Annotated in this window: 20 protein-coding genes and 1 pseudogene; 13 read left to right on the top strand and 8 right to left on the bottom strand. The window is 57.0% G+C overall.

What is annotated here, in order from left to right; genetic code table 11:
* Positions 1 to 328: 328 nt before the first annotated feature.
* Together ACN19L_RS23805 and ACN19L_RS23800 are read right to left on the bottom strand one after the other, a co-directional pair.
* Positions 329 to 817 (bottom strand): annotated as a pseudogene (locus ACN19L_RS23805) (helix-turn-helix transcriptional regulator); the annotation flags it as partial.
* Between the two features lie 90 nt (positions 818 to 907).
* Entirely contained in the window at positions 908 to 1,369 is a 462-nt protein-coding gene (locus ACN19L_RS23800) for a hypothetical protein (RefSeq protein WP_426491368.1), read from the bottom strand.
* A 219-nt stretch (positions 1,370 to 1,588) separates the two neighbouring features.
* Here ACN19L_RS23800 and ACN19L_RS23795 point away from each other — a divergent pair, with 219 nt between their 5' ends.
* From ACN19L_RS23795 to ACN19L_RS23765, 7 genes are all read left to right on the top strand, one after another.
* Positions 1,589 to 2,416, top strand: coding sequence for a cupin domain-containing protein (locus ACN19L_RS23795; RefSeq protein WP_426491260.1), 828 nt, complete (start codon positions 1,589 to 1,591; stop codon positions 2,414 to 2,416).
* Between the two features lie 11 nt (positions 2,417 to 2,427).
* Complete coding sequence (locus ACN19L_RS23790; protein WP_426491259.1) at positions 2,428 to 3,087, top strand: hypothetical protein; 660 nt, start codon at positions 2,428 to 2,430, stop codon at positions 3,085 to 3,087.
* Entirely contained in the window at positions 3,084 to 3,596 is a 513-nt protein-coding gene (locus tag ACN19L_RS23785) for a GreA/GreB family elongation factor (RefSeq protein ID WP_426491258.1), read from the top strand. The genes ACN19L_RS23790 and ACN19L_RS23785 overlap by 4 nt, the downstream gene beginning before the upstream one ends.
* Positions 3,597 to 4,094: 498 nt before the next feature.
* Positions 4,095 to 4,400 (top strand): hypothetical protein, encoded by a 306-nt coding sequence (locus ACN19L_RS23780; RefSeq protein WP_426491257.1) that lies wholly within the window; start codon positions 4,095 to 4,097, stop codon positions 4,398 to 4,400.
* A gap of 407 nt (positions 4,401 to 4,807) precedes the next feature.
* Positions 4,808 to 6,229 (top strand): reverse transcriptase domain-containing protein, encoded by a 1,422-nt coding sequence (locus ACN19L_RS23775; protein WP_426491256.1) that lies wholly within the window; start codon positions 4,808 to 4,810, stop codon positions 6,227 to 6,229.
* Positions 6,226 to 7,050 (top strand): hypothetical protein, encoded by an 825-nt coding sequence (locus ACN19L_RS23770; RefSeq protein WP_426491255.1) that lies wholly within the window; start codon positions 6,226 to 6,228, stop codon positions 7,048 to 7,050. The genes ACN19L_RS23775 and ACN19L_RS23770 overlap by 4 nt, the downstream gene beginning before the upstream one ends.
* 6 nt (positions 7,051 to 7,056) lie before the next feature.
* On the top strand, positions 7,057 to 7,896 hold the full coding sequence (locus tag ACN19L_RS23765) for an HNH endonuclease (RefSeq protein ID WP_426491254.1): 840 nt from the start codon (positions 7,057 to 7,059) through the stop codon (positions 7,894 to 7,896).
* A gap of 77 nt (positions 7,897 to 7,973) precedes the next feature.
* On the opposite strand, the gene ACN19L_RS23760 is transcribed toward ACN19L_RS23765, so the two are convergent.
* The 6 genes from ACN19L_RS23760 to ACN19L_RS23735 all read right to left on the bottom strand — a co-directional run bounded on the left by ACN19L_RS23760 (position 7,974) and on the right by ACN19L_RS23735 (position 14,006).
* On the bottom strand, positions 7,974 to 9,032 hold the full coding sequence (locus tag ACN19L_RS23760) for a 5-methylcytosine restriction system specificity protein McrC (RefSeq protein WP_426491253.1): 1,059 nt from the start codon (positions 9,030 to 9,032) through the stop codon (positions 7,974 to 7,976).
* Entirely contained in the window at positions 9,029 to 11,005 is a 1,977-nt protein-coding gene (locus ACN19L_RS23755) for an AAA family ATPase (protein WP_426491367.1), read from the bottom strand. Before ACN19L_RS23755 ends, ACN19L_RS23760 begins: the two co-directional genes overlap by 4 nt.
* Positions 10,987 to 11,565 (bottom strand): hypothetical protein, encoded by a 579-nt coding sequence (locus ACN19L_RS23750; RefSeq protein ID WP_426491366.1) that lies wholly within the window; start codon positions 11,563 to 11,565, stop codon positions 10,987 to 10,989. The genes ACN19L_RS23755 and ACN19L_RS23750 overlap by 19 nt, the downstream gene beginning before the upstream one ends.
* A 304-nt stretch (positions 11,566 to 11,869) precedes the next feature.
* On the bottom strand, positions 11,870 to 12,997 hold the full coding sequence (locus ACN19L_RS23745) for a sigma 54-interacting transcriptional regulator (protein WP_426491365.1): 1,128 nt from the start codon (positions 12,995 to 12,997) through the stop codon (positions 11,870 to 11,872).
* Positions 12,982 to 13,383, bottom strand: a complete 402-nt coding sequence (locus ACN19L_RS23740) for a hypothetical protein (protein ID WP_426491364.1) — start codon at positions 13,381 to 13,383, stop codon at positions 12,982 to 12,984. Before ACN19L_RS23740 ends, ACN19L_RS23745 begins: the two co-directional genes overlap by 16 nt.
* A 164-nt stretch (positions 13,384 to 13,547) precedes the next feature.
* On the bottom strand, positions 13,548 to 14,006 hold the full coding sequence (locus ACN19L_RS23735; RefSeq protein ID WP_426491363.1) for a hypothetical protein: 459 nt from the start codon (positions 14,004 to 14,006) through the stop codon (positions 13,548 to 13,550).
* Here ACN19L_RS23735 and ACN19L_RS23730 point away from each other — a divergent pair.
* The 6 genes from ACN19L_RS23730 (at position 13,887) to ACN19L_RS23705 (ending at position 20,594) form a co-directional block, all read left to right on the top strand.
* A complete protein-coding gene (locus ACN19L_RS23730) occupies positions 13,887 to 15,353 on the top strand; it encodes an ATP-dependent helicase (protein ID WP_426493613.1) in 1,467 nt (488 codons plus the stop codon). The genes ACN19L_RS23735 and ACN19L_RS23730 overlap by 120 nt on opposite strands.
* A complete protein-coding gene (locus ACN19L_RS23725) occupies positions 15,332 to 16,198 on the top strand; it encodes a 3'-5' exonuclease (RefSeq protein ID WP_426491362.1) in 867 nt (288 codons plus the stop codon). Before ACN19L_RS23730 ends, ACN19L_RS23725 begins: the two co-directional genes overlap by 22 nt.
* Entirely contained in the window at positions 16,195 to 17,013 is an 819-nt protein-coding gene (locus ACN19L_RS23720; RefSeq protein WP_426491361.1) for a RecB family exonuclease, read from the top strand. The genes ACN19L_RS23725 and ACN19L_RS23720 overlap by 4 nt, the downstream gene beginning before the upstream one ends.
* 127 nt (positions 17,014 to 17,140) lie before the next feature.
* Positions 17,141 to 17,542 carry a hypothetical protein gene (locus ACN19L_RS23715; RefSeq protein WP_426491360.1) on the top strand — a complete coding sequence of 134 codons (402 nt, stop codon included), beginning with the start codon at positions 17,141 to 17,143 and terminating at the stop codon, positions 17,540 to 17,542.
* A complete protein-coding gene (locus tag ACN19L_RS23710) occupies positions 17,539 to 19,953 on the top strand; it encodes a helicase-related protein (RefSeq protein ID WP_426491359.1) in 2,415 nt (804 codons plus the stop codon). Before ACN19L_RS23715 ends, ACN19L_RS23710 begins: the two co-directional genes overlap by 4 nt.
* Positions 19,866 to 20,594 (top strand): protein NO VEIN domain-containing protein, encoded by a 729-nt coding sequence (locus tag ACN19L_RS23705; protein WP_426491358.1) that lies wholly within the window; start codon positions 19,866 to 19,868, stop codon positions 20,592 to 20,594. The genes ACN19L_RS23710 and ACN19L_RS23705 overlap by 88 nt, the downstream gene beginning before the upstream one ends.
* Positions 20,595 to 20,686: the final 92 nt, after the last annotated feature.

Genomic DNA, 20,686 nt, shown 5'->3' with positions numbered 1-20,686 from the left:
TGCTCCTCCGCAAAATGCTGGATTTGAATCTGATTGGACAGAAACTGTTCCCGCAGGGAAAAATACACTACCAGCAGGCCGGTGAAGTTGAGCACGGGCCCAGTAATGCCACCGATGGTATCCCCGATTGGGCCGGTTTCAGCGAAGCTGATGCCGGAGTGGAAGTGGGTCAACGCCCAAGGAAGCACCAAGGATAGAAGAGCTCCCAGCACTATGGTCCACACGGCCCAGCGGGTAGTATTGATAATGGAGTCTGCGCTAATGACATGTAGCGGAATGTAAAAGGATAGCACTGCACGGATTACAGCGGGCCAGAGGGCTTAGGTAGTCAGATGTTTTCCGCCGGAAGAGACTCGTTTACGGAGACGTACCTGGCCAGCGCCCCTTGATGCACTTCGATCATTTGCTTGCGAAGCGCAGCTGGGGCGAGCACCGTTACATCGCTGCCAAAACTGAGTAATAGCGAAACCAGCTCACGGTTGGGAATCAACTGCAGCCTAACTTCCACGGATCCGTCGGCTAAGGGAGTGGATCGCTGGCTGCCGTGCAAGGGCTTGGTGAGGACGTACGGCGCCCGAACCTTAGTAAAACAAAGTCGAATCTCTTCCACTGGCTTGTTGGCCGCCACGGAAGGGCCGATAACGTGCTGGAAGTAAGTAGGTGCATCCGGACAATGGTCAGGCCAGTAAGTGCCGGCGGTACCTTCAACCTGAGTAATTCGATCCAACGCATAGTTAGACAGGCACTGCTGATCCTGATTGTAGGCCAGCAAAAACCACCGATGGTTGAATTCCTTGAGCAGGTAGGGGTGGACTGTTACCGGGGAGGCGCCCGCGGCCCGAACGGCTGGTAGGCTATTTGCAGGACGCGGCGCGTGCGAATGGCCTCGTAGAGGGGCCGCAGCTTGTCAGCGCCGGTGTAGTCCGCTACCTGTTCGAAGTGCAACGCAACGGGACCGGCCGGCCGGCCGCAGGTTGACTTGTTTTTCCACGCGGCTCACGAGCGCATCCAGCTCCTGACTCAGACCTAGGCCCTGGAACTGCTGCAGCACGGAAAGTGCCTGGCGCAATACGTCGGCGTCGTCTACCAGCAGCGGACTCTGGTGGATGGAGTATCCCGGTTCCGTGTAGCGATATACTCCCGCTTTGCGATCAAACTCAATGGGCGCATCCAGGCCGGAGGAGCCCCCCAGCTTCATGGCTTGCAGATCCATGTCCAGCTGCCGCTGGCTCAGGGGCTGGCCCGTGATCTCTAAAAACTTTTCCGTCACCTCCTCTAGCAGTCGGGCCCGGGTCCAACGCACCTTATCCCGGCACAGGCATTCGTCGATTAGGCGATAGCGCAGGGGGGCATTTTTGGAGACCGGCATAAAAAAGATAAAGTTTTTTGCTCACTGCAGATAGGCTGCAATAGGGGAGGGGAAGTTTGTCGCAACGATACGCAAAAGGGCTTCTGCCGCACGCTATCGCGCCAAATAGCTGCCTGGTCGCCGTCCTGAAAAAATATTTTTCAGCGGCGCGGCCACCGCAAATAGGCTGCAATCAGCGCGCTCACCTTTGCCTCGCTCTTCCACTAGAAACTGTCTGCTATGCACCTGTACCACTCCACCGCGACCGCTCCCTCAACGCTGCATATCTGTTCCAGCCGCGACTTCAGTGCCAGCGTGCAGCAGCGCATCCACTGCGCGCTTACGCAGGGCATCAGCGCGCTAGAGCAAACCGTGGGCGAACTTCTCCAGCACCAGCGTGCAGGGCAAGGCGACTGCCAGACGCTGGGTAGCATCATCGCCGAGTTAAGCCGCCCGGATTCGCTGCGGCTGCTGCTCTCGCAGCTGTTGTGCGATGGTCCGGCCCTGACCCGGGTGCAGGAGCACTCTTACTACCACCACAATGGCTTTCGTAAGCTGGTGCTGTTGCAAAACGCGGCCTTCAAATTGCGCCTGCACTTGTGGGAGGCGCGCAGCGAGCGCCACCACGAGAACATTCACGATCACCGCTGGAACTTTGCTTCGGCCTTGCTGGCGGGCCGCTTTCAGACCGTGATCTGGGAGGAAGACGCCCAAGGACCAGAAGTGCGACTGGATTGCACCTACACGCCGGCCAGGGAAGGTAGCGTCTACGGCGTGCGCGAAAACGGCCGAGTGCGGCTGCGCCCGCAACGGACGCACACGCTGCAGGAGGGCGATATCTACTACATGCCGGCGAGCACCTTGCACCAGGTGACGGATCCGGGTGAAGGCGCCACCCGCACGCTCATGCTGACGGCTACGCCAGTACTGGAGGAATGCAAGCTCTACGCCGAGCATTCCATTCCGGAGGCCGACAAGATCAACATGCCCTTCAGCTTGTCGGCCATCCGGCAGGAGCTAATTGGATTGTTGGGGCAGACTTGCTACCAGCCCGCCCTTGCCGCCTAACAAGTACAGCCATGTATATCTGTTTAGAAGGGTTAAAGGGCAGCGGTAAATCCAGCCTGCTCACCGCAACGCAGCAGCTACTGACTACGCGCCAAATTGAGTTCGCGCTGGTGGAGCCCACGCGGCCCGTACCGGCGGAGAGCAGCTGGCCGGAGCGCTTAAGCGCGCAGCTACCGTGTCTACGCCGCCTAGATGCCTGGAACGAATGGCTGTACGCGCACCGGGCCCGTTACGCGGCGGCAACCGCTTGCTGGCAGCAGCCGCTGGTGCTGGGTGACCGCAGCGTGGTAACTAGCTACGCCACGCGGTGGCGCAAATGGGGCAGCCCGCACGAGTGCATTCGTCGGGTAGACCGGCTGGAGGCCCGGGTGCCGGCGCCGGACCACGTCGTGTTGCTGGACGTCGAACCGGAACTGGCCTGGGAAAGGGCCCGGGCACGGGGGCGTTGCTACGGACTGCATGACGAAACCTTGCCGCGCTTACGGGCGACACGGGCCGCATACGAGGAAATCGCGGCCTTTCCCGTGCCCCGCCTGCAGCATACCCAGTGGCACGTGCTGGATGGTAATCAGCCGCCGGCGGCCCTGCTGCAGCAATGGTGGGCCTTGATGCGCCGGCTGACTCCTGACGCTCTTTTCCATACCGAACTCAACCTGAATTCCACACCATGAAGTACTACATCACCGAGGCCGGCAAGCAGGCGCTCGAATCCAAAATCACGGCCCAAGGCCTGAAAATCCGCAATATCCAAGCTGAAAAGAACATCGCCTACAGCGCCAGCGGCGACGGCTGGCACGATAATCCGGGCTACAACCAGCTCATTCAGCTGGAGGAGCGGGCTATCACGGAGCTGAAAAACCTCGAGAAACTGCTGGCTACCTCAACCCTGTGGCTGCGAACGGACCGCAACACCGAACAGATTCAGATTGGCTCCATCGTGCGCTTAGCCATGCAAGGGGCTCGGGACCGGGTGCCGCGGGAAGTGATTTACGAGATTGGGGGCCACGGCGAATCTGATTTGGGGCGCAACCTGATCAGCTACACTTCCCCCATCGGAGCAGCGCTGTACGAGCTGCTGCCCGGCGCGGAAGTCGAGGTGCAGATTCCAGCGGGCAAAACTCGGCTGCGCATCCTGCAGCTGTACCAAAATTGGGAAAGCACCCGCTTGCTAGCTCTGTAGTGTTCTTAAAACCGATTCGATAACGGTCATCTTTTTTGCGATGTGTTTCCCTTTCCTGCATCAGCTAGTGCAATCAGGTCATTTATTGCCCGGCCCCACGAGGCACTCGCAAGAGCGGGAGCAAAGCAGCAAGGAGCGGCTCGAGCGCCTGCCGAACCGAACCTACCTGCAGAACTACGATTTATTGTTTCGCTATGTGAATCTATGGCTCGGGAAGCGGGGATATGAGCTGAGCAACAGGCAGCCACACCAAGTTCTGGCTCGGGTTTGTGCATTTTTGGACTCGACTGCTGCAGTACAGGAAATGATCCGGTGCCGGCATGCGATGAAATACACGGGTGAGCCCCCTACTTTGGAAGGTAGTGCCGCTTTAGCTTCCTTGCTAGCGCGATTGCAAAAAGCGTAACTGATCCCGTACACCCGTCCGAACACAGCTTTTAAGTATAATCAGTTAGCTGCCAGTTTTTTTAATCTTTTCAACTCACTTTGCATCAAAACATGGTAAATCCCCCCGGTAACTGCCCCCGGTGTAATGGCAAAGGCACCATTTCCAAATACTCTTATGTGCAAAAAGGCGTGTGCTTTCGCTGCAAAGGCACGGGAACAGTCGAATTATCCTTACGCGAAGAGATGAAATTAGCTATCCGGCAAGCAAGGCAGGAGCAAAATGCCGCCTTCTTGCACGATGAGCTGCGGGCAGAGCTAATAGCCGAGGCCAGAGCTGCAAACAAGCTAGAGCTGATCCGGGAGCTTTATCCTGATCTGGAGAGCGAAAGGAATGAGGTAAGTAGAAATGAATTCTAATTGATTTTAACAGGGCATGTAAGATGACCTGTTAAACATGATAAGAAAACCGTTTCCGCTGCATTACTTGCGGTGATAAACTAGAGAATATATGTCGAGCTTCGGCATGTAGTAGCGTTTTGAAAGTGCCTGCGGAAAGACTTTTGACCTCGTGCGGCGTTGCGCCGTGCTCGTAGTTGACTGGTTCGGTAACGAGCCAGTTAAGCCAACGGCAGCGATGATCAACCTACTCACCCCCCATCTAACGGCGTCTAACTGGCTGCTTAGATCAAGGAAATGAGAAAATCATGGCTGTAAGTCTGCTCATCTGCTGAACACAGTGAGATCATGTCTTGACTTGAAACAGCAAGATATAAGACTGGAAAACATCCAGCAGGCACTTTCTTAACGCTTTATCTATTTACATAATGGCATCCACACCTGCTGATGATAGTTCTGTACCTGGCTCTAAGCGAGAAGTATCCGGGCTGCAGAAGAGTGAGACAAGCAAAGAAGCACTACCAAACAGTGAACCCGCTAATGCGGAGCAGTCAACAGATGAGAGGCCGCAGGCTGAAGCACTGGAAGATTATTTAGCGGCGTTTGATGAAGCCGACATTGCGTTAGAGCCGGATTATTCTATGATAGATGATCTCTTCCCCGAGCTAGATGATTTCTTCCTGCAGGATGTAAGCCAGCTGATCACTTCTCCGGATGAACTCCCGCAAGCTACCTGGCAGATAAACGCACTCGCTGATCTTGTCGAACCCTTCCGGCAAGTTCGGGACGCGAAGACGCTCGCGTGGGTTTTGAACGCCGCTATGCCCTGGCATAGCAAGCAACATCCCTCCGCGATCACGAAACCGATTAGTGCCAAAGCGCTTAATTATTACGCCTACAAGCAGGAAGGGAGGCGCTACCGCACCTTTCAGATTGCGAAGCGGGCAAAGGGGGAGAAGCGCGAAATCAAAGCCCCCAAAGACGGTTTGCTACGGGTGCAACGCCTGCTGCTGCTGTGCCTGACGACCGTTTTTGGCTGGGTAGATGACGCGGCCCATGGTTTCGTTGCGGGCCGCAGCGTCCTAACCAATGCCACGCCCCATACCGGCCGTCGCTTCGTATTAAACCTGGACTTGCAGGACTTCTTTGCCAGTACTCACTTCGGACGGGTAGTTGCCGTGTTGCAGCTGCCCCCTTTTGGACTGAGCAAGGATGGCGCTCATCTAGTAGCTAACTTATGTTGTGACCAAGGAGCTTTACCGCAGGGAGCGCCTACTTCCCCCCTCTTGACAAATGTTGTGTGTCAACGACTGGATCGCCGGCTGGGCCAACTGGCTAAGCAGTTTCGCTGTCACTATACCCGGTACGCGGATGATCTGACCTTCTCCAGCGATCGTCACGTCTTTAGTAAGAAGTTTCACACCACCCTGAACGCTATCCTGGCCAGGGAGGGGTACAAGCAAAACCAGAAAAAGCAGCGGCTGCAGACGCCAGCGATGCGGCAGGAAGTGACGGGGGTGATTGTGAATGACAAGCCAAATGCGCCGCGCGAGTACGTCCGTCAGCTCAGGGCCATGCTCCATAACTGGGCTACTTATGGCTACGAAGCAGCTACGACAAAGCTTCGCGAAGGCTACGGGGAAAGTAAAGCCTACGGCCGCCACCAGGGGCGCATACCCAAGTTAGAGCACGTGGTGGCCGGGAAAATCGCTTACTTGGGAATGGTGAGAGGAAAAGAGGACCCGATGTATCTTCAATTTGCTCACCGCATGGCATTATTAGTCAACGAAGAGTATAAGCAAACATCGGTGCTGCTGGAGCTTCTGCGCAGAACAGAAGAGTTTTTATGAGTGATGACGAGATCAAATCAATTCAAGACCACATCAATCAATTTAAGCTGCCCGTAGGAACATCGCAGCTGGTAACGGAGCTGCAAAATCGGCTGACGGCAATTAAAGTAAAACGCCAACCGATGGTTACCGCGCCCGATCAACAGAAAGAGATGCTGGCTGCAACAAGTGACCCATCCACCACGGATCTGCAGGCGCTAGGAACCCAAATTAAAGAGTATTTTGAGCAACTGAGCGGGCGGATGGGAGAGCAGCTAGCTCAGCTTGCGGGGGTGGAAGAACAGCCGGCATCCCTGCTGTACGAGAAAATAGAAGACCCGCGCGTTCGGCGCCAGCTGCTGGCCGATAACATGCGCATGGAGGGCGCCTTACGACGAGTAGAATTTCTGCCTGACTTCCACGAGGAGCAGGCTTTTCGGCGTTTTTGCACCTTTGCGGCCTTCCAAGTCGAGGAAATGCTAAACTACTATTACTTTCTCCGGTATGGCCATGATATACCAACGCTAATAGCCGATTTTAAGCAGCTAAGGGTGGACGTCAAAGGGTTTGGTGATGATGTAAAGAGTATTAAGTCGATCGATCAGATCCGCACGTACGTCAAAATAAAGGCCTATAATCAGGAGATATATGGGATGCACTATTCCATTTACAATACGCTGGCTAACATCAGAAATATGGAAGAGCATCGGTGTACGGTGCTATTAAACTCAACGGAGGCACTGCCCAGTCATGAGAACTTTGCAATGCAAATGATTCGTGAGCGCAACCATACCAGCGTGCGGGATTATCTGGCCCGTATGTATAATAACATAACTAGGTAGCAGCATTTGAAAACGTACCTGTTTGCCTGGAACCAGAAGCTATTTCCTTGGTCAACGTACCAAGAGGCGGCGACGCAGCTGGCCGAAGAAGGAAAAGCAACTATTAGGTGGAGTTGCGGCAACACTAAAGTCATTGCCCCTGGGGATCGGATGTTTCTGGTTAAGCTCGGTAGCTACCCCAAAGGGCTGGTCGCTTCGGGCTTCATTACGAAAGCGCCATTTTACGCGGCTCACTGGAAAGACCCCCAGCAGCAGACGTTGTTTGTTGAAGCGGAACTGGATTGCTTATTTGATCCGGCGACCGAAGCGATTCTGGGGCTGGATATTCTTTCCACGGGCAACTTAGCGGCGCAACGGTGGACACCGCAGTCGTCGGGAGTAGCCATCAAGCCGAACGTAGTTGATGAACTGGAAGCCGTCTGGTATGATTTCCTTTCTACAACCAAACGCAGTCCGGCGGGATTCTTTGCCCAAGGTCCTCAGCCGGCTAACTCCTTCATGGAGGGTTCCCCTAGCCAGATTACTTTGACCAGATACGAGCGTAACCCTTACGCGCGAAAAGTATGCTTACAGCAGTACGGCTATGCTTGCGCCGTGTGCCAATTCAATTTTGAAAAGGCGTATGGCTCGCTGGGAAAGGAGTTTATTCACGTTCACCACCTCAATCAATTAGCCCATATCGGGCAGGCGTATAGCATTGATCCCATCACAGACTTACGACCCGTCTGCCCAAACTGCCACGCTATGCTCCACCGCACGAAAGCCGGCCTGTCGATTGAAGAATTGCGCGCTCGATTGCGGGTTACCGTTACTTACAACAAGTTGTCGGAGCACGGTGGAGAATAAGGGCCAGTGACGGGCGGATCACCAGCTGGCCTGCACTGCATATCATAGGCGGACATTTTCACTTTTCTCGCCCTTGGTTAAATAGATTCCGACTGGTCGTTTAAGAGCGTAAGTAGCTCGGCTTCTACCGCGGGCCACGACTGGTTTAGATTGACGGTAACAACGTGGACGCGGCTTTGCGTACCGGGCTGACGGTAGCTGACACGTAAGCTTTGATCTACCACGGGATAAAGCAGCATGCTCTCAACGGGCTTGTCGACCTGCTCGTGTTGCAAATGATGCTGGTAGGCAAAGAGTTGATAAAGGTGGGCCGAGATCAGCCGTTGCTGGTTATGGTGCTGCACTAACGCCTCCTGGTAATACTTACAATCAATGAGAATGGTGCGGTTCGCACCCTCCAAAACAAGATCCGTAAGCATGGTAGGAAGTAGACGCTGTGCGTGGTCACTTTCGGCTTCTAGCTGCCACTTCAGCCGGCGTCCACTAACGGCGTAGTGCGGAAAGTGGTGACGATAAAAGCCGCGCACGAAGCCCTCAAACAACTGGCTCATTTGCCGCTCATTGCGGTGAAAGTCCTGAAATAGTCGCTCCCCGCTCTCCTGGGTGGCCAGCGCTTGCGCGTAGATGAAGTGACAAATACTGAGCAGAAACCCGTAGTAGGCGGTATGGCGATGCAGACGCACCTGTTCAAAGACCCGTTCATCGCGAATTGGCACCAAGGAGACCTCCGCAAAGCGCAGGTACAGACTGCGCAGGCCAGTGTGAATAGCGGAGGGAAGTTGATCCACGGTAAGCAGGCGATGCAGGGTGGCCTTAATCAGCTGATTGGGCAAAATATCCACGCTGAGCTCGTCGAAAGCACAAACGGCTTGTGCCTGCTGCAACGTCCGCTGGCGCACCGATTCACCAAGCAAGAGCTTGCCCCGTAATCGGGCCGTGACTTGTTCCTGAAACACGTAGTCGCGGGCCAAGCCGCGTTTGACCACGTGCGTAACTCCGCGCTGCAGTACGCGCGCAAGCAAGTGTAGCAGGGGCAAATCCGCCTCTTCGGCAGTCAGGCTGACGTGCTCGGCCTCCGCTAGGTGGTGCCAGGCGTAGGTAAGCAGATGGTAAATGTTCTTAACCGGTATGCTCATTCTTGCAGCAGGGCGTCGGCCTCATTTTCCGCTCGACGCTCGTCTTCAAACCAGTACTCCCGCAGGGTAGGGCGTAGCTCGTGCTCGACGATGTCGCGCCACCAATCGCCCGGAGAGCCCAAGGCTGGCGTGCAGAAGTAACTGTGACCAATGAGAAAGCCACTACCGAGATTTTTATCCGTCAGGATTGTTTGGTTAAGCCGTTGAACACGCTGCAGCACTCGCTGGCTAAACTCAGCCGGAATACGCAGCGATTCCAGATGGGCTACTAACTTATCATCCAGCACAGGCTTCAGCTCCAGGAAATTAAAACGCCGACGCAAGGCGTAGTCTACCATGGCCAGCGAACGATCCGCCGTGTTCATCGTGCCGATCACGTGCAGGTTACTGGGTAGAAAGAAAGGGTCCTCTCCTGCCCGCCGATACGTTAGCGGCACGGCATACTCGGGTCCGCGCTTATCGGGCTCCAGCAGCAGCAGCAGCTCTCCAAAGATTTTGCTGAGGTTACCGCGGTTTATCTCGTCAATGATAAAGAAGTAGTCGCGGGTAGGATCATGCTGGGCTCGCCGCACAAAGTCGACGAATACACCATTAGCCAGCTCAAAGCCGCCGTTGCCATCAGCCTGGGGGCGCCAACCCCGAATAAAATCTTCATAGCTGTAGCTCTGGTGAAACTGCACCATTTGTACCCGCTCATTATCCTGACTGCCCATTTGCAGCCAGGCTAAACGCCGGGCCACGAATGTTTTGCCCACGCCCGGGGGGCCCTGGATGATGATATTCTTTTTGCGCTTTAGGGCAGCCAGCAGCTGTTCCAGGGTAGGAGCGCTCATCAAAAGCTCCTGGAGGGCTTTGCCCATCTGGTAGCGCTTGACGTCCAAGTTATCCGTGTCTAATGCGGCCAGTTGCAGGGCCTGGTACTGCGACCTGGTCAGGGAGAGGAGCATTTCATGCCCTGACTGCCAGAGGTGATGCTCGGCTAGCTCCGGTACTTCTTGCAGCTCCGCAAACAGGACTTCCCGGGGAAAAAAGCGCACTACGCGTAGCGTGATAACTTCCATGCCCCCATCGTCCTCGTGAAGTTGCTGCGTGACTTGCAGCTCCGCTTTAAGTCGTTGACTGGGTAAGGCCTCACAGGCCAGCACCTGATCACCCGGTTGTAACTGTCGTAGCAGTTCGTAGTCACGGCGTTTTCTGCCAGCTGGGGTGTGCGTTGGAAGATGGTAGAGCTGACCGACGCTGAAATCAGCAAGGCGCCGCTGCGTCGCGTACATCGCCAGCCACCAGTACCAGATGTCGGTTCGCGGCCGCGGCGCTTCTTGAGGCTCAGGCGTGGGCGCCGGGGCCGGTACAATCACCGTAACCGGAGGTGAGGAAGCCGGTAATGCAGGGGCGGATGCGGGGGTACCTTGAGCCAGCTGCGGAAATTGCTGGAAGAAGGTATTGGCCGCCACCGCATGCAGTATTGGCGTAAGCTGGGGCACTTGCGCTTTGCTGCTTTGCTCAATCTCGTCCCAGCGAGTAGTCCGCACGAAGCTTTCCGTGTCCGTAAACGGCTGGGGCGCCAGCGTGAGGGATTCGGTTAAGGCCCAGAAAACAGCGTACGTGTGTTTGTGTTGCGCCGCGTTTGGCGTGTACGTGTACCGTCCAGTTACAATTCCAATGCCCAAGCTTACCTGCGCATTGGTGAAAGCAACCACGATATCCCCGGGTTTAACTTGGCGAAAGGCGTCCAGGGTATTGAGTACTTCATCCCGGTTACTTTCATCCAAGGCCTGATACAGTGCCGTTCGGGAAGAATAGGTGCGCAAATCACCCAGTGAGTCAGGCACTGGAATGGTGATGTATTGTTGGTCTCGAAAGGTATTCCAATCTTGCCGGGCAAGATCCACTTTTACGCTCCACCGATTGGTGATCAGTCGCTTGCGAGGAAGGGATCTCTTGGTTGCAGTTCCTAGTATGCGGTCATACAAGGCCTCGGAATTGACTTGGTATCTGGCAAAGGAGCCTGCGGAAGACGGGGCGCCGGCTTGCTAGGAAATGATTGGCGCATCTGCGCAATTGCTGCGTCAATCAAGGGAATGCTCTCGTCAAGCAACTGCGTGATAGCGTGCAGTAAATCAACGGCGTTGTCTATATGCTCCGCTGGTTGATAAGACAAGTAAATCCCCCCTGATTCGGGATGAGCCCGGTGCCAGGGGTACAGGAGCTGTTTATTAATCTGGGTTGCTAGACCCGTTGCTGGGTTGGCTTTGGTGGAATCGGCAATGAGGCCAAAGATGCAGTTAAGCGACAGGCTATAAGAGCCATCGGAGCGCACTTTGACCCGATAGAAAATGCGCGTTCTGGGAGAATCCTGGTAATTAAAGTCCCAGAAAGTAAACTCCATCTGCCCCTCCGTTAAATGCGTCGGGCTGCTATCATCTTTTAGCAACTTGGTGCGGGACAGATGAAAGACATCGTTGGGGGAAACCTGAGTGCGATTCAGTAGGTGCCGGTAGACGGCATATTCGCTCTCATAATAGTAACTCATGAAAGAAACGCGAGATAAGGCAGCGAAAGCATCGCCGAAGAAACGGGTGGCTCCCGACCAGACCAGTCAGGAGCTAGAAAATAAGCTCTAAGTTAAGCGCTCCTTGCGCAGCACAGTAGCAATGGCACGCCTTTCCGTTAGGGGGCTTGGAAGTATATACCTGGAGTAGAGATAAGACCACCTGGTGCCAACTAACCCATCAGCGGGGTGAGCGTGGCCGACAAATCGCTTGGGGGCTGTAATGGGGGGCCTTTGAAGTTAGAAGTATCCTGACGCGTTGGCATCGCCAAAGTGGCTCTGGGAATTACGATTTGGTGGAGCGGCGGGCCTTTTCGTTTGGACGGGAAGAAGGTGGGGTGCCCTCCATCAGCAGCTGGTATTTGCGCACCTTACGTTCTTCTACTCCTAGCAGCAGAGCGGCGCGACTTTTAATGCCTCCGCAGTGCGTGAGCACCTTGCAGATATGTTGCCCGATAACGTCTTCCAGTAACAGGCTGCTGGAGTCGCCCTGGGCAGTTGTCGTGCGAATTCGGGTCGGTAAGTCCTCAAGCTCGACGGTAGCGCCGGGCTCACTGAAAACCAGCAGGTGTTCCACGACGCTTTCCAGTTCCCGCACATTCCCCGGAAAAGAGTAATCCAGGAGCTGGCGCCGCGCGCCGGCGGCCAGGCGCAGTGGCTCATGCTGCAATTGTCGGCTTTTGAAAGCTACTAGCCAGGCCAGCAGCTGCTCGCGATCAGGGCGCGGCCGGTCACGCAGCGCCGGTAGTTCCAATTCCGCCACGGCCAGGCGGTAGAATAAATCCCAGCGGAAGTGGCCGGCGCGGCAGCGCTCCTCCAGCGCCGCATTGGTAGCCGCAATGACTCTCACGTCAACGGTGCGCGGCGTGCCGCCCAAGGGCTGAATTTCGCCGGATTGCAGCACCCGCAGTAGAGTCAGCTGCAGGGCGGGGGAGATGTCGCCAATCTCGTCCAGGAATAGGGTGCCGCCGTGCGCTTCTTCAAACAGGCCCTTGGTGTTTTTCTCCGCGCCGGTGAAAGCGCCTTTGCAATAGCCAAACAAACGCGACTCCAGCGTCGAGTCCGTCAGGGCGGAACAGTTGATGGGCAGAAAAGGCTTGCCCGCCCGCCCCGACTGCTGGTGCACATACCGGGCTAAGTGCTCCTTGCCAGTACCACTTTCGCCCCGGATGAGCACGGTGACCTTGTCGGTTTGAGCCACCTTCCGCGCCCGATTGTACACGGGCTGCAGGGCTTCCCCAATGAAGTAATCGGTGGCCTGGGTTTCTGGGACCGCGCTTGTGAGCTGAAGCTGCTGCTGGCGCAGAATCGCGGTCACAGGCGTGGCCGTGCGCTCTACCTCAATGGTCAGGATTTCGGGCTTGCCGTTGGCGCTGAACTTGCCGGCCCGGGTCTGCACTAGGTGGGTGCGCAACACCCTTGCTGGTGTACCAGGTACCAGGCCAGCTGCATGGCCGAGGTGCCGGGCGAGAAGTAGAGCGTCAGTTCATGCTCAGCAAATTGCTGCAGCCAGGTCTCCACCCGGCTGCGGATGGCATTCACGTCGATAACGTCGGATAGCTCCAGCAGCGTCGGCGTCACTTTATGCCCGAAGCGGGCGACGATTTCGTCCGCTAATTGCAGTGCATCCTTTTTCTGATCCGCAGAGGAGTAGAGCAGCAAGTGAGCTGAGTAATGGCCGCGCGTAAAGAAGTGCTCGTGAAACTGTAGGGTGGGACCTTGGGGGTTGAGTTGCCGCTGGCCCTGCTGGTCGACAAAGTCATTGTTGCGCGCGAGCCAGGAAATGAAGTAATGCTTCATGGGGGATACAGCGAGGGGATCAAAAAGCAGAAAAACGACCTTATAAGAGCTAGCAGCTGAGTTAAGGAAGTCGAGTGACTGGATAACAGAAGTGCAAAAAGCGGGCGCGACATCTTGGCTGCATGCACTAGTCGCCTACTGCAAATAAAGCGAGTATTGCTGGTTTAAGGCTCAATGAGTACCGCATCTTTGGAGGTGTTACCGCATAAATTGCGGTAAAAATTTAAGAGCGTATTCTGGTTAAACACCCTAATAGTGAAATGATTTTGTTGGTAAAATATTGAAAATAAATGCGTTGCAATATTTTTAGTCGTTTGAAATAGGATGCAGGTATTGGATGGCGTGATTATCGAAAAGGGTAACGGTACCCAGCAGCTACTGCAGCGCTCCTGCTCATCAGCACTGGTTAGGCTTTTCACCAATTCCTTTTTCAATATGTTTAGTGCTACCCCGCTCCCCGCTCCATTTACACTACCAAGGCGTTTGCCGCTGAACTGGCCCGCCTGAACGAAGCCCAGCGTACCGCCGTCGAACATCCGGATGGCCCCGTACTGGTCGTCGCTGGCCCCGGCACCGGCAAAACGCAGTTGCTCGCCGCCCGGGTGGGCTGGCTGTTGCAGCACCCTGACCTGCAGGTGCAGCCGCGGGAAATCTTGTGCCTGACCTATACTGAGGCGGCGGCCCACAACATGCGGGAGCGTCTGCTGCGCTTTATCGGCCCGGAGGCCAACCACGTAGCCATTCACACCTTTCACAGCTTCAGTCACCAGCTTATCCAGGACAACGCCGACTACTTCGGCTACCACGACCTGGCGCCGGTATCGGAGCTGGAAACTGATGAAATCCTGCGGGCACTGGTGGACGGTCTGCCGGCCGGCCACCGGCTGCGGCGGGTTGGGGCGGCGGCCTACTACGAGGTGCCGCGCCTGCGCCAGCTGTTCTCGGCCATGAAGCACGAGGGCTGGAGCCCGGCGGAGGTCCAGGCAGCTATCGCGGCCTACATCGAAGACATTCCCAATCGGCCGGCCTTTCAGTACCAGCAGGCCAATGCGACCCGGGGCATTGCCGCGGGCGACATGAAGCCAGAGCTGGTAGCGGAAGAAATTGACCGGATGGGAGTGCTCTCAAGTGCCGCGGAGCTGTTTGACCCCTTCTGCGCGGCCTTGAAGGCCCGCAGCCGGTACGACTACGACGACATGCTGGGCTGGACCCTGCAGGCGTTTGCTGAGCAGCCGGGCTTACTGCAGCGCTACCAGGAGCGCTACCAACACATTCTGGTGGACGAGTACCAGGATACGAACGGGGCGCAAAATCGTATCTTGCACCACCTGGCGGCGTACTGGCCAAATCCCAACCTCTTCGCCGTGGGCGACGACGACCAGAGCATCTTTCGCTTTCAGGGAGCGAGCGTGGCCAACGTGCTCGACTTTACGCGGCGCTACCCGGACGCGGCGGTAGTCGTACTGGAGGAAAACTACCGCTCCTCCGCGCCCATTCTGCAGCTGGCCTCCACTCTCATCGCTTACAACCAGGAGCGACTGGTAAGGCAGATTCCCGGCCTGACCAAGGAGTTGATGCCGCGCCATGCGCAGTTTGCCGCCAGTGATGTTCAGCCCCAGCTGCGGCGCTACACCACCCCCCTGCACGAAGCAGCGCACATCGCGGCGGAACTGCAGGCCCTGCAGCAAGCGGGTTTCCCCCTGCACCAGTGCGCGGTCATCAGCCGAGACCACGGCCAGGTGGATTGCCTGGCCCGCCTACTCGCCGCCCGGGGCGTGCCTTTTGCCCGCAAGCGCCGGGTGAATGTGCTCACGGAAGAGCCCGTGGCGCATGCCTTGCGGTTGATTCTGGCCTACGTCGCCGCCGAAACTGAGCGACCCCACGCGGGGAGGGCCAACTGTTCTCGCTGCTGCACCTGGATTGCTTTAAGCTTGCGCCCATTGCGTGCGTGCGTCTGGCCGCCGGCCTGAGACAGCACAACCGCAACCTGGGCGGTGAGCTGGCCCTGAGCTGGCGCGAATGGCTGCTCCGGGTCGTGGACAGCCCCGAGCTGGCCGCGCAGCTCCAGCTGGGAGCGGAAACTCAATTGTACCTGACCCAGGCCGTGCAGCAGCTGGAGCGCTGGATTTCGGCGGCCGCTAGCCTGCCGGTGGCCGTGCTGGTTGAACGCATCTGCCTGGAGAAGCTGCAGCCTTATCAACTGGCCGTGCATGCCCAACCCCGCCACTTGCTTGACGTGATGCACACGCTATTGCAGTTCGTGCGGACCGAAGAGCGGCGTAATCCCCGCCAGCGGCTCGCCCAGTTTTTGCTCGTCTGGGATATGCTGGCCAGCATGCGCGAAGGCCTGGTGTTGGAACAGTTGAGTGGCTCGGCCAATGCCGGTGTGCAGCTGCTCACGGCCCACGGGGCTAAGGGATTGGAGTTCGAGCGGGTCTGGCTGATTGGCTGCCAGCAGCAAGTCTGGGTGAAAAATTTCACGGGGGCCACGTATAAAATACCCGACACGCTTTCCTTGCGCCTGGCCAGCGAAACCGCCGTAGAGGAGGCCCGGCGCCTGTTTTTTGTGGGCATCACCCGCGCCCAGGAGCACCTAGTGCTGTGCACCAGCGGTCAAGCCGAAGATGGCAAGCCCCTGGCGGAATGCCAGTTTCTGCACGAGCTGGTGCAGGCTGCCGGCTTAACGCGCACGGCCATTAAGCTCACGCCGGAAGAGCTGCAGGCAGCCCAGCAGCAGTTGTTGCCCCGCCCGTCGGCGCGGCTACGCTCCCGGACGCAGCCTTGCTGGATGAGCTGCTGCGCGATTACGCTTTGAGCAGCACTCACCTGAACGCCTACTTACGCTGCCCGGTGAGCTTCTACTACGAGCACGTGCTGCGGGTCCCTTCGCCCCGCTCGGAGTACCTGTTCTTTGGCAACAGCATCCACTACGCGCTGGAGCACTGCTTTCGGCAGGCCCAGGCCGTCGGCAGCCCGGGCTTCCCTTCGGCTCAGGCAATGGCAGACTGTTTTGAAGACCACTTCCGTCGCGTGCGCCACGAGTTGCCGGAGGCCACCTACGAGCGCTCCCGTGAGCATGGCCTGGCGCTGGTGCAAGCCTACCACGCCCGCCACGCGGCGGCGTGGGCCACGAGTTCGGTGGTGGAGCATACGGTGCACCGGGCTACGCTACCCGGCAGCGGTATTCAGCTTACGGGCAAGCTCGATCGCATTGACGTTCGCCCCGATGGGCGCGGCCATGACGTGTTGGATTACAAAACCAGCAAGTGGAAGAAATATGAGCCCAAACGGCTGCCCGCGCGATTTGCGGCGGGCACGCTGGCGGACTGGCGGGCCGATGAAAAAGCTCGGGGTGGGGATTACTGGCGCCAGGCCGTCTTCTATTACCTGCTGCTCCAGCACGACACTGAACGGCGCTTCACGCCGGCCTCCGTGGCTTTTGAGTACGTGGAGCCGGTACCGGAGCTTGGCCAGCCGGCGGAGCACAAGCGCGAGTACGTGCGCGTGACGCCGGCGGACGAAGCCGCGGTGCTGGCGCAGATTGAAGCGGTGCACGGAGCCATTCGCAACCGGGAGTTCACGCAGGGGTGTGGGAAGCCGGAGTGCGCCTGGTGCCAGCTGAATTCTTGAGACCAAAGTACCGGCTGGGTATATTTACCGAGCCGGTACTTTGGCCTATCTCGAAATGTCAAACCATCCTGTAAACTGCACCTATAAGGCTTTTTTTAAGCTATATTAGGAGCCTTTTTCCTTACCTATGGCTATCCAGCAAGGGCAGATTGTTGCCAATCTTATTCACAGTGAATCGGTTATTATCAACAAGGTGTTGCCCATGGGTGGTATGGTCTCCTTGTCGTACACCGGTGTCAACAGCCAACTAGCGAATACGCGCGTAATTACCCAGGCTGAGTTTGAAGCGCTGGAAGTAATCGCGGACGAAGGCTCGTTTGATTTTGGTGGCGACCCCGTGCGGTTTGCACTCTTCGCGGAAGCCGAACGGATTCACTCCGCCCACCTTTTTGATCCGCTTTTCGCGGTGAACTGCAGCATTGTGGACCCCTTGCCTCACCAAGTGGAGGCGGTCTACAAGTTTCTGCTGCCCATGCCTAAGATTCGCTTCCTGCTGGCTGACGACACGGGGCGGGCAAAACCATCATGACTGGCCTGCTGCTTAAGGAGTTGATGTCCCGCGGATTGGTTGAGCGTATTCTGATTATTACCCCCGGCGGGTTGACCAAGCAGTGGCAGGAGGACGAGATGGCGGTGAAGTTCAACATCCCCTTCACCCTGGTCAACCGCAGCCTGTTCACAGCCGACCCAAATATCTTCAGCACTGCCCAGCGCGTTGTGGCGTCCATTGACTTCATCTCCCGCGAGGACGTGCTTAATGTGGTGGGTAACACCCACTGGGACATGGTTGTCATTGACGAAGCCCACAAGCTCTCGGCTTACGAGTACGCTACCCGGGTGTACCGCTCCAAGCGCTACGAAGCGGCGGCCAAGCTTGCCGAGCAAACCGAGCACCTGCTGCTGCTCACGGCAACGCCCCACCGGGGCCGCAAGGATACGTTCAAAAAGCTGCTGCAGCTGCTGGACGAGGATATTTTTGCCACCGAAGAGACGGCATCTTCTCGGGTTAAGGAGTATGAGAAAGGCGGGCTGAATAAGTTCTTCATTCGTCGCCTCAAGGAGGACATGAAGGACTGGAATGGGCATGCCTTGTTCAAGGATCGCTTCACTCGGACTGTTGCGTATGACCTCACGCCGGAAGAGAAGCACCTCTACGATGAAGTAACAGCTTACTTGACCCGCCACAAGGAAGACGCGGCCCAAGCCCGCAACATCCATGTGTCATTGGCCTTAACCGTGATGCAGCGCCGTCTGGTCAGCTCGATTTACGCCATCCGGCGGACGCTGTCGCACCGCATGAACGCCCTACAAGGCGTCGTGGACGATATAGCCAAGAATCCTACGCTCTGGCAGCAGCGCCACAAGCTGGAAGGCATCGACGTGGACGACATCACGGACTACGACGAGCTGGAGGACGACGAGCGGGAAGCGTTGGAAACCATTCTGGCTGATCCGCGCAAATTCAAGCTATTCACTACGGCCAAGAGCCTGCAGGAACTGCAGGACGAGGCCAAGGAAGTGAAGCGACTCTACAACTTGGCCAATGATCTCTACGAAAGCAACCAGGAGGAGCGCAAGTTCCAGAAGCTGAAAGAACTACTTAAGAGCCAGAATGTAATCGGTGGCGAGAAGCTCGTCATCTTCACTGAACACAAGGATACGCTCAACTACCTAGAGGGGCGACTGAAAAACAACGGCTACCAGGTGGCCACCATCCACGGGGGCAAATCCGTCGACGAGCGGCGCCAGGCCCAGTGGGACTTCGCCAAGCCGGAGACCCAGATTCTGATGTGTACCGATGCCGCCGGCGAAGGCATCAACCTGCAGTTCTGCCGTTTGCTCATCAACTGGGACATTCCGTGGAATCCGAACCGGCTGGAGCAGCGCATGGGCCGCATCCACCGCTACGGCCAGAAGCAGGACGTGCTGGTCTTTAACATGGTGGCCGGCAACACCCGCGAGGGTCAGGTGCTGGAGCGTTTGCTCACCAAGCTCGACACGATTCGTGAGAGCATGGGCGATGACCGGGTGTACGACGTGATTCAGGACGTGCTGGAGAACGTGAACCTTGACGCCATCATTGACTCGGTGCTGCACGGCAAGCATACGGCACTGGATGATCTGCTGGCCCAGGACACGGATACACTCAAAACGCGCTTTAAGGAGAAGATTCAGGAGCAGCGCGACCGGCTCGCGCACAGCACCGTCAACTACACCCGGGCCCGCCAGCTAAAGGAGGAGTCCGACGAGAAGCGCCTGCAGCCCATCTACGTGCGCTTGTTCTTCGAGCGGGCCCTGCAGCAACTGGGAGGCAGTTATCAGGAGATTCGGCCGCATATTTTCCGGGTGGTCACCATTCCGGAGTCGCTGGCGCTGTGCCTGAAGCAGGAGTATAATCTGGTAGTAAGCACGGTGCAGCAGCTGCAGTTTTGCTTCGACAAGCAGGTGTTTTTGGATTACCAGAACCTGGGCGACGTGGGCAAAATCCTGGGCAAGATTCACTATATCAACCCCGGTAACCCCATTTTTGACAGCCTGGTCAGTGTGGTGCGTAACGAATACCGCGGCGACATGCTGAAGGGCACGGTGCTCATATCCCCCGAGGACAGTGAAGAGTACCTCGCCTTTTTTGTCAAGTCGCAGCTGACCGATAACCGGCCGCACCGGCGGGCGACAGTATTGCCGACGAGCGGCTGCTACTCGTGCACCAGAAGCCTGGCGGCGATTTTCAGATTACCTCCCCGGCTAAGTTCCTGGACCTGCACCCCCCGACGCAGTTTGCTAAAACCATCGCGCCGCCGGCCTCCATCAGCGAGGACTCGGTCGTGCAATGGAGCTTTGAGCAAATTACAATGCCCCAGCTGCAGGAAACGCAGGAGCGCGTCCAGGCCGATGCCGATAAGCGCCGGGAATACCTCGAAACGGCATTTACCCAGGTAATCCTCGACTTGACGGGGCAAATTCAGGAGCTGCAGCAGAAGATGCTCTTCGGCGACACGCGGGGACAGGACAAGCTCGATGCCAAGCAACAGCGCATCCGAGAGCTGTCCGAGCGCAAGCAGAAGCGCCTCCGAGAGCTGCACCAGATGCAGCAGTTGGCTCCGAAGCCACCAAAGGTACTGGGCTGCGCCTGGGTTGTTCCGTTGTCGCAAGTGGAATACACCGGCCACTACGGCATGAGCCGAGACGACGAAGCCGAAGCCATTGCAATGGCGACGGTGATGGCCTACGAGGAAAGCCAGGGCTGGACGCCCCACGATGTTTCGGCCAACAACGAAGGCTATGACATCCGCAGCGTAGGTCCCCACGGGCTTAAGCGCTACCTGGAAGTTAAAGGCCGCAGCGGTCCGGATGGCAGCGTGATGCTCACCGAAAATGAGCGGAACCGGCTGGCCCAGCTGGGTGATTCGGCCTGGTTGTACATCGTGGTGAACTGCAAAAGCTCGCCGGAGCTGTTCCGCATTCAAAATCCCGCCAATACCCTGAACTTTGAGCAGAAGTTCAAGGGCATCCAGTACTTCTTGCCCATGAAAGTCTGGCAGACGCATCTGCAGGCAATGCCAGCTTCAACGCCGGTCTAACGGGCTCTCCACTTTCGCTTAATCTACACTTTCAGCTCCTAAAACCTTGTTTGCCTAAAACGGCTGCTGGCTTCTCGAAAGAAGTCTCCGAG

It is taken from the genome of Hymenobacter sp. 102, from assembly GCF_049949205.1.
Lineage (GTDB): Bacteria > Bacteroidota > Bacteroidia > Cytophagales > Hymenobacteraceae > Hymenobacter.
Note: the sequence above shows the minus strand (reverse complement) of the source record. Positions and strands in the feature narration are given on the sequence as shown.

Coding starts and splice junctions, on each gene's coding strand:
- ACN19L_RS23740 (WP_426491364.1), bottom strand. CDS start 13,383: ATGAAGCATTACTTCATTTCCTGGCTCGCGCGCAACAATGACTTTGTC.
- ACN19L_RS23710 (WP_426491359.1), top strand. CDS start 17,539: ATGACTGGCCTGCTGCTTAAGGAGTTGATGTCCCGCGGATTGGTTGAG.
- ACN19L_RS23800 (WP_426491368.1), bottom strand. CDS start 1,369: ATGCCGGTCTCCAAAAATGCCCCCCTGCGCTATCGCCTAATCGACGAA.
- ACN19L_RS23715 (WP_426491360.1), top strand. CDS start 17,141: ATGGCTATCCAGCAAGGGCAGATTGTTGCCAATCTTATTCACAGTGAA.
- ACN19L_RS23705 (WP_426491358.1), top strand. CDS start 19,866: ATGCCCCAGCTGCAGGAAACGCAGGAGCGCGTCCAGGCCGATGCCGAT.
- ACN19L_RS23795 (WP_426491260.1), top strand. CDS start 1,589: ATGCACCTGTACCACTCCACCGCGACCGCTCCCTCAACGCTGCATATC.
- ACN19L_RS23790 (WP_426491259.1), top strand. CDS start 2,428: ATGTATATCTGTTTAGAAGGGTTAAAGGGCAGCGGTAAATCCAGCCTG.
- ACN19L_RS23780 (WP_426491257.1), top strand. CDS start 4,095: ATGGTAAATCCCCCCGGTAACTGCCCCCGGTGTAATGGCAAAGGCACC.
- ACN19L_RS23750 (WP_426491366.1), bottom strand. CDS start 11,565: ATGAGTTACTATTATGAGAGCGAATATGCCGTCTACCGGCACCTACTG.
- ACN19L_RS23760 (WP_426491253.1), bottom strand. CDS start 9,032: ATGAGCATACCGGTTAAGAACATTTACCATCTGCTTACCTACGCCTGG.
- ACN19L_RS23785 (WP_426491258.1), top strand. CDS start 3,084: ATGAAGTACTACATCACCGAGGCCGGCAAGCAGGCGCTCGAATCCAAA.
- ACN19L_RS23775 (WP_426491256.1), top strand. CDS start 4,808: ATGGCATCCACACCTGCTGATGATAGTTCTGTACCTGGCTCTAAGCGA.
- ACN19L_RS23770 (WP_426491255.1), top strand. CDS start 6,226: ATGAGTGATGACGAGATCAAATCAATTCAAGACCACATCAATCAATTT.